Raw genomic sequence first — 13,555 nt, 5'->3', positions numbered from 1 at the left:
GTTTTAAAAAGGTTTTCAAAAACTATATTACAAATTTAAACAGGCTCACCATATAAATCAAATTCTGTAGCCTCAATAATTTTTATCATTACAAATTCACCAGTCTTTACATAATGTTTTGAAGCATCAATCAAGACTTCATTATCAACATCTGGACTATCAAATTCAGTACGCCCCACAAAATGACCACCTTCTTTTCTGTCAATGATGCATTTGAATATTTGACCTACTTTTTCTTGGTTTAAATCCCAAGAAATTTGAGATTGTAATTCCATTATTTCATTAGCACGCTCTTGTTTTACTGTATCAGGAACATCATCTTCTAATAAGTAAGCATGTGTGTTTTCTTCATGAGAATATGCAAAACAGCCCATTCTGTCAAATTTCATTTCTTGAACAAAATCTTTCAATATGTTGAAATCTTCTTGAGTTTCTCCTGGATAACCTACAATTAAAGTCGTACGAATTGCCATTCCGGGAACTGCTTCACGGAAATCTTTTAATAATTTTGTTGTTTTTTCTTGAGTGGTTCCGCGACGCATCGATTTCAAAATTGAATCTGAAATATGTTGCAACGGAATATCAATATAATTACAAATCTTAGGCTCGCGCTTCATGATTTCCAAAACATCCATAGGAAAGCCTGTAGGGAAGGCATAGTGCAAACGAATCCATTCGATTCCTTCTACTTTTACTAAAGCTTCTAATAATTCACCAAGATTTCTCTTTTTATAAAGATCCAGACCGTAATAAGTCAAATCTTGAGCAATTAAAATCAATTCTTTAACGCCATTTTTTGCTAAACCTTCCGCTTCTTTTACTAATTTTTCAATGGTTTGCGAAACATTTTTTCCTCGCATTAATGGAATCGCACAAAAACTGCATGGTCTGTCACAACCTTCAGAGATTTTTAAGTATGCGTAATTTTTTGGAGTTGTTGTTAAACGCTCCCCTAATAATTCATGTTTATAATCAGCTCCTAAAGCTTTTAATAATTGTGGCAACTCAGTAGTTCCAAAAAATTGATCTACATTTGGAATTTCTTTTTCTAAATCAGGGCGGTAACGTTCTGATAAACATCCTGTAACGAAAACTTTATCTACTAATCCTCTTTCTTTTTTATCCGCATATTCTAAAATCATATTTACTGATTCTGCCTTGGCATTATCAATAAATCCACAAGTATTTATGACAATAATGTTTCCTTCCTCAGCTTCTGGAGCTTCGTGAGTAACATCTTTTCCGCTTGCACGAAGCTGCCCCATAAGGACTTCACTGTCATATACATTTTTCGAACACCCTAGAGTGATTACGTTGATTTTATTCTTTTTTAAAGACTTCGTTCTCATAACATTATAATCCCGATAATTTGGGAATTTTGCAAAATTACAATTTTTTATTCAAACTGAACTTATTTCAGTTTCTTTTCAATTTTTTTTGGAGCTATTCCTGCTGTACGTTGCAAACGAAGTTCACTGAACTCCTATTAAAATAAAAGTATAGTGAAGTAATCTCCCGAAAAAAATCGGGAGGATTTACACTGCCATCAGGGCTAAAAAAAATCCGTTCCATAATAACGAAACGGATTTTCTATAGTAGTTTTATGAATTACAATTCGAATAATAAAGTCAAAGAAACGTTATTATTCATAGTATTTATTTTAGCGCCATCAGTAAAACCTTGGCTAAAAAAACCTTGTTGTGAATTTCTTTTTGCTGTTGAATAGGATAAATCAACTTTGGTTGAACCAAAATTATACCCTAAACCTCCTGAATAACCAGTTAAATCACCAACAGTTGTTTTATTTTTATAAGGGCTTTGTTCGTAACGGTATCCAGCTCTTAAACTCAATTGCTCAATTTTGTATTCAGCACCCACTCTCACTTCGTTGGTTTTGTCCAAAACAGAATTCATATAGCTGTTTACATCACGGAAATAAGAATCATTTTCAGGTTTGAATTTAGTGTTACTATAATCTTTCATGGCGTAATCAATACTGATCAACCCAGATTTACCAAAAACATAAGCAAAACTTCCAGTCAGTTTACTTGGTGTTTGTAGCTTATAAGGTGCATAAACATTTGTAATTTGGGGGTCAACAACATCGTTCGTATCAGGTAGGTTTGCAGCACTACTCACAGCAACGAGTTTCTGAGAAAATTCATCGCTTAAGTGATACCAAGTTGATGATTCGTAAGCCAGTCCTAAGCGAACTTCATTCGTAACTTTTGCAATAGCACCTATTTGAAATGAAAATCCTGTTCCGTAAGTGTACAATTCATTATCAAAACGCAGCCTCGTTACAGTATAATCAGTAGTCAATGGAGCGCTATTGTCTTCATAAAAACTGGTGGTTTGTCTATAGTCGGTAAAATGAGAGTTTAAATTCAGTCCAATATATAGTTTGTCTTTGTATGAAGTTGCTGCGTTAAAAGATAATTTTCCATTATATCCATTAGTGCTGATGGTGTTTTCTTGATAATAATTTCCACTTGCAGGAACATTTGAGGTGTATTGTGTATTATTGGAGTTTGTACTTTCTGGATTTATTACATATCCTTGGTATCCTAAAAACGCTTGTTGCGCTCCATGATTTAAACTTCCGTAACTGGAATCTCTTAAGTCGCTTAATGGTACTCCATTTGCATAACTCAAAAAATAGCCGTCAACAGAGTTGGTTGGATTAGTTCCTGCAGAAAATATAGAATTGTTATAATTGTTTACGTTGTCATAATTCACTCCTAAAGAAAACTTTTTCCAATTGCTATTTGAATTCTGATTTTTAAAAACAAAAACACCTCCAGCTTGGTTTAGATCAAAGGAATTGTTTTTGTCAGTTGTAGTAGAGCCAAAATAATTGGAATTGTTTTTTGTGTTGTAACTACTCAAAGTAGCACCTATTTGATTGTTTGAAAAAACTGCAGAACCAGCAGGATTTATATTCAAAGACGATAAATCTCCACCAAGTGCTCCAAAGGCGCCTCCCATAGCTCTAAAACGTGCGGTACCAGTCAAGTTGTCTTGCGCATATCGCATTGCATCTGTTATTTCTTGTGATTGTGCAGCACTAAAAGTGAAGCCAGTCAATAGTAGGAATAAATATTTTTTCATTTTATTTCAGGTAAAGTTTAGTTTTTTATTCAATTATAAGGAGGAAATTATCTTCTTCCACCACCGCCGCCACCAGATGATCTTCCGCCACCACCATAACTGGAACCACTTGAGCTAGGACTGTAAGATCTTGAAGTAGATGAATTGCTCTCGCTTCTGGATGGATTAGGGGAGTAAGATCTAGTAGGAGTACTGCTTTCGCTTCGAGAGTAATTGTTGCTTGTATTTGCTCTTCGGCTTGGATTGTTATATGAGTTATTTTGATTCTGAAATTGATTTCTTGTAAAAGTAGGGCTTGTTCTAGTTACAGGACTTCCGTAGTCACTATAACTATTTCTTCTGTTACTACTGTTTATTTGATTTTGAGAATAATCTCTAGATGTTCTATTGCTATAATTTCTGTTGCTGTTTATGTTGTTAGAATAAGAGGAACCTCTTCTGCTAGGGTTGTAAGAATAATTGTTATTGTTATAATATCCCGATGAATATCCTCCACCATAATAAGGGTATCCATAATTTGAGTATCCAAATCCAAACCCATAGTAAGGAAATCCCCAGCCGAAACTAGAATAACCATATCCATAACCATAATAAGGATAACCGTAACCATAACCGTAATTTGGATAGCCATAACCGTAATTTGAATATCCATATCCATAAGGTGAACCGTATCCATATCCTAACGAAAGACCCCAGTAATTAGGAGATACATTTATAATTGTTTGGTTAGAATTACTTCCCCAGCCACCATAGCTTTGATTGTTATTTGGAATACTGTCATTATATGTGTTGTAATTATCGATATCGGTAAAAACATCAACGGGTTGGTCGTTGTCTTGTAGAGAACCGAAATAATTTTTATAATAATTATTTTGAGGGTTTTGATTCTCTCTTTCAATCACTCTTTTGCTGTTATTTCCATAAATTCCATCCCCGTCATAGTAAGAACTGTTTTGATAAGAGCCACATGAGGTTAACAGAATGCTCAAAAAACCAACAATATAATAAATTGATGTGTTTTTGAGGGAAAAAGTACTAGTTTTCATATCTATGGGGTTTTTTATTGTTGGACAATACAAAAATAGTTAGTTTTGCGGAACTATTTAGTTAAAATTATTAAAACAAAATTTGTGCCAAACTATTCAATATGAGTAAGAACTTAACTACAAGATCAGAAGATTATTCAAAATGGTATAACGAGTTGGTTGTAAAAGCCGATTTAGCCGAAAATTCAGGAGTTAGAGGCTGCATGGTTATTAAACCGTACGGTTATGCAATATGGGAAAAAATGCAAGCTGAGTTGGATCGAATGTTTAAAGAAACAGGTCATCAAAACGCCTATTTTCCTTTATTTGTTCCAAAAAGCATGTTTGAAGCAGAAGAGAAAAATGCAGAAGGATTTGCAAAAGAGTGCGCTATTGTAACGCATTATAGATTGAAAAATGATCCCGATAAGCCAGGGAAGCTTATGGTGGATCCTAATGCAAAACTGGAAGAAGAATTAATCGTTCGTCCAACAAGTGAAGCGATTATTTGGTCCACATACAAAGGATGGGTACAGTCTTATCGAGATTTACCGTTGTTGATTAACCAATGGGCAAATGTGGTGCGATGGGAAATGAGAACAAGGTTGTTTTTACGTACCGCAGAATTTTTATGGCAAGAAGGGCATACTGCTCATGCAACAAAAGCAGAAGCAGTTGAGGAATCAGAAAAAATGATGCATGTCTACGCTGAGTTTGCCGAGAATTTTATGGCAATTCCAGTAGTAAAAGGTGTGAAAACTGAAACGGAACGTTTTGCTGGAGCGGAGGAAACGTATTGTATTGAAGCCTTAATGCAAGACGGAAAAGCATTGCAAGCAGGAACATCTCACTTTTTAGGACAAAATTTTGCTAAAGCATTCGATGTTAAATTTGCTAATGCCGAAGGGAAGCAAGAACACGTTTGGGGAACTTCATGGGGGGTTTCTACTCGATTAATGGGAGCTTTGGTAATGACGCATTCTGATGATCAAGGATTGGTTCTGCCTCCTAATTTGGCGCCAATTCAAGTGGTTATTGTTCCTATATATAAGACAGACGAGCAATTAACAGCTATTACTGCCGAAGTGGATGTTTTGGTAAAGGCATTTAAGAAATTGAATATTTCTGTAAAATACGACAATAGAACAACTCAAAAACCAGGGTTTAAATTTGCTGAATGGGAATTAAAAGGAGTTCCTGTTAGAATCGCTGTTGGTCCAAAAGATTTAGAGAACGGTACTTTTGAAGTTGCACGAAGAGATACGTTGACTAAAGAAATTGTTTCCAAAGACGAAATTGTAGCTTATATCACCGATTTATTGGCTCAAATTCAAATTGATTTGTTTGATAAAGCCTTAAATTATCGAAATACTCATATTACGGAAGTAAATAGTTTTGATGAATTTAAGCATGTTTTAGACACTAAAGGAGGCTTTGTATCAGCTCATTGGGATGGAACTGCAGCAACTGAGGAGAAGATTAAAGACTTGACTAAAGCTACTATTAGATGCATCCCTTTAGATAGAGTGGAAGAGTCGGGAAGCTGTGTTTTTACTGGGGGTGAGTCTGTAGGAAGAGTGTTGTTTGCGAAGGCATATTAAAAAAAAATAATTTTTTTTGCATCTACTATTGTACGTTTCAAAAATAGTTGTATTTTTGCATCCGCATTAGAGAAGCAGGGCCCGTTCGTCTATCGGTTAGGACGCATGGTTTTCATCCATGTAAGAGCGGTTCGATTCCGCTACGGGCTACTATTTTTTTTGCATGTTAAAGTTTTCCTGAACTTAGAGGGAAAAATGGCCCGTTCGTCTATCGGTTAGGACGCATGGTTTTCATCCATGTAAGAGCGGTTCGATTCCGCTACGGGCTACAATTTCAATTTAGATTGATAAAAACTTAGGAGGATAAGGTCCGTTCGTCTAGGGGTTAGGACGCCAAGATTTCGTCTTGGTAACAGGGGTTCGATTCCCTTACGGACTACAAAAAAATAGTAAAAGATAAAAAAGCAATAAAATGGCAAATCATAAATCAGCTCTAAAAAGAATTAGAAGTAACGAAAAGAGAAGAGTATTAAACAGATACCAACACAAAACTACTCGTAATGCAATTAAAGCATTAAGAATAGCTACTGATAAAGTAGATGCTACATCTAAATTATCAAGTGTAATTTCTATGATTGATAAATTAGCTAAGAAAAATATTATCCATGATAATAAAGCTTCTAATTTAAAGTCTAAATTAACGAAACATGTTGCTAAATTGTAATTACTATAATTTTTAAATAAATAAAAAAAAGCTCTCAATTTATTGAGAGCTTTTTTTATGCTTATATTTTGTTTTTTAAGTATTCAAGCATTGATAGGGTTATAGGCTTTGATAAAAAATCGATGACCATAGGGTATGATTTTGCTTTTTCTAAGTCTTCAGGGTCTATTGTGGAAGAAAGAACAACTACTTTTATAGAGCTGAACTCGGAGTAATCGATGGTGTTGAAAATGTCTAAAAATTCCCATCCTCCCATCACTGGCATATTTAAATCTAAAAAGATTAATTCAGGATGTTTTTTTAATCTGCTTTCGGTGTTAGTGTATTTTATTTTATTAAAGTAGAGAAGAGCCTCTTCTCCATTTTGAGCAGTGATTGTTTCATTAGAAAAGGATGCTTTTATGATTACTTTTTTGCATAACATAAGTGTTATGGGGTCGTCGTCAACGCATAGAATTTGGTCTAGCATTATTGTTTGTTTTTGAATGTTAATGTGAATGTAGTTCCTTTGTTTACTTCGCTTTCAATGCTAATAGTTCCTCCCATGGTTTCGACTTGGGATTTTACCAGATATAATCCCAGTCCTTTGCTGTCAGGGTAATTATGGAATCTTTGATATAGTCCAAAAACTTTATCACGATTTCTTTCTAAATCAATTCCTATTCCATTGTCTTTGAATATTAAATAAACGGTGTCGTCAACTTCATTTGCATTAATTGTTATTTTTAGTTTTCTATTTTCAGATTTGTATTTTATAGCATTTGTTAATAGGTTTAACATAATGCTTTCTATATAGGCTTTGTTTGTATTTAATACAGAAACTTTTTCAAAATTAAGTTTAATTATGGGCTTGTACAATTCAATTTGGAAACTTAATTGATTAAAGACATTTTCAAAAATTTCTTTTAGCAGTACTGCTTCTTTTTGAATAGAAGGGTTGTCTTTAATGATGATGACTTTTACTAAGTCGTTTATGGTGTCATTTAATAAATGGGTAGACTTATTGAAGCCGTTTAAAATCTCTTTTAATTCTTGATTTTCAATTGGGATGTCTTCAATTAAATTTAAAAGACCGGTTAAATTAGATAAAGGAGCTCTAAGATTATGAGAAGTGATGTATGAAAATTGCTTTAAATCTTTATTGTTTTGTGTTAATTCCCGAATAAGTTGCTCTTTTTCTTTTTCTTGTTTTTTTTCTGTAGTAACATCTCTTTGTATCGAAATCCAATGTGATAGTTCATTTTCGGAGTTATAAATAGGAATCATTGAAAAGCGAACCCAATATTCTTCTTTGTTTTTTTTATAGCTTATGGTTTCAATTAAGCATTCTTCTTTGTTTTTTAAAGCGGTAATGAGTTTTTTATATTCTTGTTTATCTGAATTTAGACCTTTAAAGAGATTTAGTGTTTTTCCAATAATTTCATCGGGTTTGTATCCAGACATTATAGAGAAAGCTGGATTAACATAAATTATTTTTGGTAATGCATTATTATTAGAATTAGCTTCGGTAATAATTATCGAATCTTTGGATTGGGTAATTACAGTTTCCAGTAATTTAAGCCTTTGTTCTTCTTCTTTTTGTTTTGTAATGTCTTGTATGGCACCAATCATTCTTATGGCTTTTCCATCTTCATCTTTAAGAAGAAATCCTCTGTCAAGTACGTATTTATAAGAGTTGTCAGCACATCTAAATCGGTACTGATCTTGCCATTTTTCTGTTTTTTGTTCAATAAAAGAATATAATTTTATTGACATTTTTATACTGTCTTCTGGATGAATTTTGTCAAACCACCATGTTGAGCTATCTCCTACTTCATCTTCTTTGTAGCCAAAAACACTTTCAATACCTTTATTCCAAGATAAATTATCTTCTTGTATTTTCCAATCCCAAATAGTGTCACTTGTTGCTTTTGCTACAATGTCGTATTTTTCATTCGATTCTTTAATTTCGTCATTTGTATTCTTTAATTTTTCAAAAATAGCAATATTTCTATTGTCGTTTTTTGATAAAATATATTTGTAAGCTATACCTGTTAAAGAAATAAATAATAAATCTTTTATGAAATTATAATACTGATAGTTAATGTTGTAAGCGTATTTTTGTAATAATTTATGACAGATGATTGCCATAAATATGGATATAAGTATATAGGTTAGAGTTATTTGATTGGTTTTGTTTTTCATTACTCAAATATAATTAAATAATGCTAAATTACTAAGTTCATTCAAAACTTATTTTACGGGTTTAAATTGTTGTTTTTCTAGCTCTAAAAGGTTAACAATATGTAAACTATTGGATAAATATTTTTTATATCAAAATAAAGTGTACCTTTGCACCCATTAAAAATCACAGATGGAATCTATTAGAAACATTGCAATTATTGCCCACGTCGATCACGGTAAAACAACTTTGGTTGATAAAATTATGTATCACTGTCAGTTATTTCGTGACAACGAAAACACAGGTGACTTAATCCTTGATAACAACGACTTAGAGCGTGAAAGAGGTATTACCATTACTTCAAAGAATGTTTCTGTAGTTTACAAAGGAACAAAAATCAACATTATCGATACTCCTGGTCACGCCGATTTCGGTGGTGAAGTTGAGCGTGTATTGAATATGGCTGATGGAGTTTGTTTACTGGTAGATGCTTTTGAAGGACCAATGCCACAAACACGTTTTGTATTACAAAAAGCTATTGACTTAGGTCTTAAACCTTGTGTTGTAATCAATAAAGTTGATAAAGAAAACTGTACTCCTGAAGAAGTTCATGAAAAAGTTTTTGACTTAATGTTTGAATTAGGTGCTGAAGAATGGCAGTTGGATTTTCCAACCGTTTATGGTTCAGCTAAAAATAACTGGATGTCTGACCATTGGGAAAACGTAACCGATAATGTTGAAGCATTGTTGGATATGGTTATTGAAAATGTACCAGCTCCTAAAGTTTCTGAAGGAACACCACAAATGTTAATTACTTCATTAGATTTTTCTGCATTTACAGGCCGTATCGCCATTGGTCGTCTTGAAAGAGGTGTTTTGAAAGAAGGAATGCCAATATCTTTAGTAAAAAGAGATGGTACTATTATAAAATCTAGAATTAAAGAACTTCATACTTTTGAAGGTCTTGGACGTAAAAAAGTACAAGAAGTTATTGCAGGAGATATTTGTGCAATTATCGGAGTTGAAGGTTTTGAAATTGGAGATACTATCGCTGATTTTGAAAATCCAGAAGCGTTGAAAACAATTGATATTGACGAGCCTACCATGAGTATGTTGTTTACAATTAATGACTCTCCTTTCTTTGGTAAAGAGGGTAAATTTGTAACTTCTCGTCATATTAGAGATCGTTTGACAAAAGAATTAGAGAAAAACTTAGCAATGAAATTAGGTGAAACTGATTCTGCTGATAAGTTCATGGTTTTTGGTCGTGGAGTACTTCACTTGTCTGTTCTTATTGAAACAATGAGAAGAGAAGGTTACGAATTACAAATCGGTCAACCACAAGTTATCATCAAAGAAATTGATGGTAAAAAATGTGAGCCAATTGAGGAATTGACAATCGATTTGCCAGAAACTCTTTCAGGTAGAGCGGTTGAGTTCGTTACTATGCGTAAAGGTGAAATGCTGAGTATGGAAACTAAAGGGGAGCGTATGATTGTAAAATTTAATATTCCATCACGTGGAATTATTGGATTGCGTAACCAATTGCTTACTGCTACTGCTGGTGAGGCTATTATGGCACACCGTTTCATAGGATATGAGCCTTACAAAGGAGAAATTTCTGGACGTAACAAAGGTTCATTGATTTCTATGGAAAAAGGAAAAGCTATTCCTTATTCTATTGATAAATTACAAGATCGTGGTAGATTCTTCGTTAATCCTAATGATGAAATTTACGAAGGTCAAGTAATTGGAGAAAACTCTCGTAGCGATGATATGTGTGTGAACGTAACTAAAGAGAAAAAACAATCTAACGTTCGTTCTTCTGGAAATGATGATAAAGCTAGAATTATTCCTCCAGTTATTTTCTCTCTTGAGGAAGCGTTGGAGTACATTCAAAAAGATGAATACGTTGAGGTTACTCCAAAATCTATTCGTTTGAGAAAAATATATTTGACAGAAACAGATAGAAAAAGATTTAAATTCTAATTTTTATTTTTTTTAATATAAAGCCATTCGTTTATTCGAATGGCTTTTTTTATGGTTTAGTTTTTGGTTACAGTAACTTTTTTTTGTACTCAGAAAAATGTACTAATAAATTCTTAAATTTATAGATTGAAAATATCTGGATTGTATATAATTTAGTTCTTATCTTTTTAAGCTAAAATGGCCTTTTGCTTCTCTACCGTCTTCTAATTTTATTGTGAACCAATAATCATCAGCGGGTAATGGTTCTTTATGAAAAGTGCCATCCCAACCAGGGCTTGAAGGAGATAATTGACGAAGTAATTTTCCGTATCGGTCAAAAATGTATATAACTGTATTTTTGTAAAAAGGTGTATTTATTCCTTTTAAATTCCAATAATCATTGTATCCATCATCATTTGGAGTAAAGAATTTTGGCGCATCTAATACAGTAAAACTTTTTATTTTTTGGCCACATTCATTATTGTTTTCTATTATCAATTCATGAAAACCACCTGGTACATTTTCAAAAATAGTTGAACTTTGAAAAGGTGTTTCAGTGCCATTTTGAAAATGAATCATATATCTGTAATCATTTGGATTAACCACCTCAATTATAACTTGGTTTAAGGGCTGAAAATCTTGAATTATTATGTTGTTTATTTTTGCTAAATAGGATATCGTTACAATGCATTTTCGTGTTGTTGAGCAGCCTGATTTGTTTTTTACAATAACACTATATTCGCCTTGTTTGTTTACTGATATTGTTGGAGATGTTTCACCGGTTGACCAAGAATAGGTAAAATCACTGGTGATTGCGGGTGCTAAAATTCCAGCATCTAATAGTATCGAAGGATTTGTATTTCCCTCACATAGAATTCTATTTTCTAAAACATTAATTTTTGGAGTTGGTTCTACGATAATTTCAAAATGTCCAGTCCCATAACAACCTTCATTGTTTTCAGCTCGAAGAAATATTGTTTTTGAAGCTGAAGTGTAATTCTCTTCCAGTTCATTGATCCCTAATGAGGCATCATCTTCATTAGCATAAAAGAATAAGCGTACATCTGAAGGTAAATTCAATTCAGTTTTTATTAAGTTTTTTTTCTCTTTCAAATTGAACAAACTTTTTCCTTCGCCAAGATCACATTCGCGCATTGCTTCGGGTAATAATAAAATGCTTTTATTAGCATGTAAAATAACTGATCCAATGCTATAACAAGTTGAGTTTGGTTGAGTAACTTTTGCAAATATAATTTCATCAGGAATACTGTTGCGGTAATTTACTGGAATCGACTGGGTATTCGTATTATCATTATCTGCATCAACAACACTATGATAGTAATATACTTCAAAATCTTTTTTTCCTAAACTAATTGGTTCATTAGCTAAAGCCAAATTGAATGTTGCTAATCCATCTGTAGGTAAATTATCTTGTGTGTCGCATTGAACTAATTTATAGGGTGTCGAAAGTATTTTGGGAGTATCATAAATGGTTATTATTTTTTCAAGCGGTTCCCTGTCTTCTCCATTTACAGTTTTTATTAACGTTACTTTATAATCACCGGTTTTAGTGTAGGTATGATATGCATCTCTATTTGTGGATGTAGAACCATCTCCAAAATCCCAAAGAACTGCATCTATTTTTTCGACAGAATTGATATAAAAATGTGTTGATTGGCCGAAACAATTAAACTCATAGCTAAATGCATATAAAAATAGTGAAGTAATAAATGGAGGTAAACCTAATTTGGCTTTTTTTCCGCCTAAATCAATTTCATTTTGTAAATAATTACAGTTAGAGCCATCTAATTCGGGGTTGTTTATAACAGATAATTTATAGCTACTATCATTTCCATTTGAATTATATCCGGAACGGTATATTTTTTCATCAAGTGCTAATTGTAATGCACCTGCAACATTTGTGGATGAGTTGATTGTGGTTTTTGATCCAATAATATTTGAGCTTTTTAAGTTAAATTGAATTAATAAGCTTCCTAAAGAAACATCATCGTTACTGAACAGATTTGTAGTTACATATAACTTTTTAGATTTTGCTGAAAATTCTAATCCATATGGATTTACTCCGTTAAGAATTGAAAATCCATTGCTTACTTTTCCTGTAACGGAATCGAAATCGAATAGCCATACGTTACCGGTGTTTCTAATTATATTATTTTTTGGACCTAAATCATCATTCTGTTTTACGGAGGTATTTGCTATAGCTATTTTTTTTCCATTTGGAGATGTTTTTAAATAACCAATGGCATTTGAGAGATAACCACCGATAGGTACATTTAATGGTGTACTAGTTTGGATAGGTTTTTTATCAACGCCTTGATTCGTTATTTTGAAGGAATAAAAAGTGTTTTTGAAATGAGTAATTACCCAAAAAGAAACACCATCTCCATGTTGTACTGCTGTAATTTTCTCGGAGCATTTAAATTTTACATCTTCATCATTATTTGTATCGTAGGTTATAAGATGTATGTTTTTTTCTTTAATGGAAATATCTCCTAAACCATTATTTAATCTTAAATCAACTAAGGAGTAGTTTAATCCATTATTAGGCGGATCTTCATCATTTAATGGGTTGCTATCTACATTTGCAGGAAGTGGTTGATCTACGGTGAAAATATAATATAAATTGGGATTGTTTGGTTTTGGAACGATAATCGCTGATTGTGTACTTGAGTTATGCCCAAGTAAACCATAACCATTTGGCATAATCTGATGTGATTTATCATATACAATTGAACCATCTGTATAAAAAAGTAAATTTCCATTTTTATCAGAAATAGTTGTACATCCTTCGGCGGTATTTAATTGACCGTCTATTAAGGCAACAGGACTTCCTGAATTAAAATCTAAACCAGCTCGAGCACCAAAGTACCAGTTTGCAGCTTCTTTTTGTGCAAAAGTAGGTATTGAAAAAAATAGAAGAAAAAAGATAATTAGTGTACCGTATTTCATGTTTATTTTAAACTAACAAATATAGTTAATATCTATTTAAAAAATAAATTTTAAC

Annotated in this window: 9 protein-coding genes and 3 tRNA genes; 6 read left to right on the top strand and 6 right to left on the bottom strand. The window is 32.7% G+C overall.

Going from position 1 to position 13,555, the window contains the following annotated elements; genetic code table 11:
• Window positions 1-35 precede the first annotated feature (35 nt).
• From rimO to ACM55H_RS04340, 3 genes are all read right to left on the bottom strand, one after another.
• Window positions 36-1,349 carry a 30S ribosomal protein S12 methylthiotransferase RimO gene (gene rimO, locus ACM55H_RS04350; protein WP_416835337.1) on the bottom strand — a complete coding sequence of 438 codons (1,314 nt, stop codon included), beginning with the start codon at window positions 1,347-1,349 and terminating at the stop codon, window positions 36-38.
• A 259-nt stretch (window positions 1,350-1,608) separates the two neighbouring features.
• The gene (locus ACM55H_RS04345; protein WP_416835336.1) at window positions 1,609-3,111 is read right to left on the bottom strand and encodes an OmpP1/FadL family transporter; all 1,503 of its coding nucleotides are present in this window, start codon (window positions 3,109-3,111) and stop codon (window positions 1,609-1,611) included.
• Between the two features lie 47 nt (window positions 3,112-3,158).
• Window positions 3,159-4,157, bottom strand: coding sequence for a hypothetical protein (locus ACM55H_RS04340; RefSeq protein WP_416835335.1), 999 nt, complete (start codon window positions 4,155-4,157; stop codon window positions 3,159-3,161).
• Window positions 4,158-4,258: 101 nt separating this feature from the next.
• Here ACM55H_RS04340 and proS point away from each other — a divergent pair, with 101 nt between their 5' ends.
• From proS to rpsT, 5 genes are all read left to right on the top strand, one after another.
• Entirely contained in the window at window positions 4,259-5,737 is a 1,479-nt protein-coding gene (gene proS / locus ACM55H_RS04335) for a proline--tRNA ligase (RefSeq protein WP_416835334.1), read from the top strand.
• Window positions 5,738-5,815: 78 nt separating this feature from the next.
• Window positions 5,816-5,887: transfer RNA gene (locus ACM55H_RS04330), tRNA-Glu, on the top strand.
• Between the two features lie 47 nt (window positions 5,888-5,934).
• Window positions 5,935-6,006: transfer RNA gene (locus tag ACM55H_RS04325), tRNA-Glu, on the top strand.
• 38 nt (window positions 6,007-6,044) lie between these two features.
• Window positions 6,045-6,116: transfer RNA gene (locus ACM55H_RS04320), tRNA-Glu, on the top strand.
• A gap of 33 nt (window positions 6,117-6,149) precedes the next feature.
• Window positions 6,150-6,401, top strand: coding sequence for a 30S ribosomal protein S20 (rpsT, locus tag ACM55H_RS04315; protein WP_039109573.1), 252 nt, complete (start codon window positions 6,150-6,152; stop codon window positions 6,399-6,401).
• Window positions 6,402-6,462: 61 nt separating this feature from the next.
• Here the strand turns inward: rpsT and ACM55H_RS04310 are convergent, their stop codons facing one another.
• Together ACM55H_RS04310 and ACM55H_RS04305 are read right to left on the bottom strand one after the other, a co-directional pair.
• Window positions 6,463-6,870, bottom strand: coding sequence for a response regulator (locus tag ACM55H_RS04310; protein WP_416835333.1), 408 nt, complete (start codon window positions 6,868-6,870; stop codon window positions 6,463-6,465).
• A complete protein-coding gene (locus ACM55H_RS04305; protein WP_416835332.1) occupies window positions 6,870-8,585 on the bottom strand; it encodes a PAS domain-containing sensor histidine kinase in 1,716 nt (571 codons plus the stop codon). The genes ACM55H_RS04310 and ACM55H_RS04305 overlap by 1 nt, the downstream gene beginning before the upstream one ends.
• A gap of 169 nt (window positions 8,586-8,754) precedes the next feature.
• On the opposite strand from ACM55H_RS04305, the gene typA reads away from it, so the two are divergent.
• Complete coding sequence (gene typA / locus ACM55H_RS04300) at window positions 8,755-10,551, top strand: translational GTPase TypA (RefSeq protein ID WP_416835331.1); 1,797 nt, start codon at window positions 8,755-8,757, stop codon at window positions 10,549-10,551.
• Window positions 10,552-10,710: 159 nt separating this feature from the next.
• Here the strand turns inward: typA and ACM55H_RS04295 are convergent, their stop codons facing one another.
• The gene (locus tag ACM55H_RS04295; RefSeq protein ID WP_416835330.1) at window positions 10,711-13,500 is read right to left on the bottom strand and encodes a T9SS type B sorting domain-containing protein; all 2,790 of its coding nucleotides are present in this window, start codon (window positions 13,498-13,500) and stop codon (window positions 10,711-10,713) included.
• Window positions 13,501-13,555: the final 55 nt, after the last annotated feature.

Source organism: Flavobacterium cryoconiti, assembly GCF_048158645.1.
Classification (GTDB): domain Bacteria; phylum Bacteroidota; class Bacteroidia; order Flavobacteriales; family Flavobacteriaceae; genus Flavobacterium; species Flavobacterium cryoconiti.
Note: the sequence above shows the minus strand (reverse complement) of the source record. Positions and strands in the feature narration are given on the sequence as shown.

Bases quoted from the DNA above. Each gene is read 5' to 3' on its own strand.
- rimO (WP_416835337.1), bottom strand. From the start codon at position 1,349: ATGAGAACGAAGTCTTTAAAAAAGAATAAAATCAACGTAATCACTCTA.
- ACM55H_RS04295 (WP_416835330.1), bottom strand. From the start codon at position 13,500: ATGAAATACGGTACACTAATTATCTTTTTTCTTCTATTTTTTTCAATA.
- ACM55H_RS04305 (WP_416835332.1), bottom strand. From the start codon at position 8,585: ATGAAAAACAAAACCAATCAAATAACTCTAACCTATATACTTATATCC.
- ACM55H_RS04310 (WP_416835333.1), bottom strand. From the start codon at position 6,870: ATGCTAGACCAAATTCTATGCGTTGACGACGACCCCATAACACTTATG.
- proS (WP_416835334.1), top strand. From the start codon at position 4,259: ATGAGTAAGAACTTAACTACAAGATCAGAAGATTATTCAAAATGGTAT.
- ACM55H_RS04345 (WP_416835336.1), bottom strand. From the start codon at position 3,111: ATGAAAAAATATTTATTCCTACTATTGACTGGCTTCACTTTTAGTGCT.
- typA (WP_416835331.1), top strand. From the start codon at position 8,755: ATGGAATCTATTAGAAACATTGCAATTATTGCCCACGTCGATCACGGT.
- rpsT (WP_039109573.1), top strand. From the start codon at position 6,150: ATGGCAAATCATAAATCAGCTCTAAAAAGAATTAGAAGTAACGAAAAG.
- ACM55H_RS04340 (WP_416835335.1), bottom strand. From the start codon at position 4,157: ATGAAAACTAGTACTTTTTCCCTCAAAAACACATCAATTTATTATATT.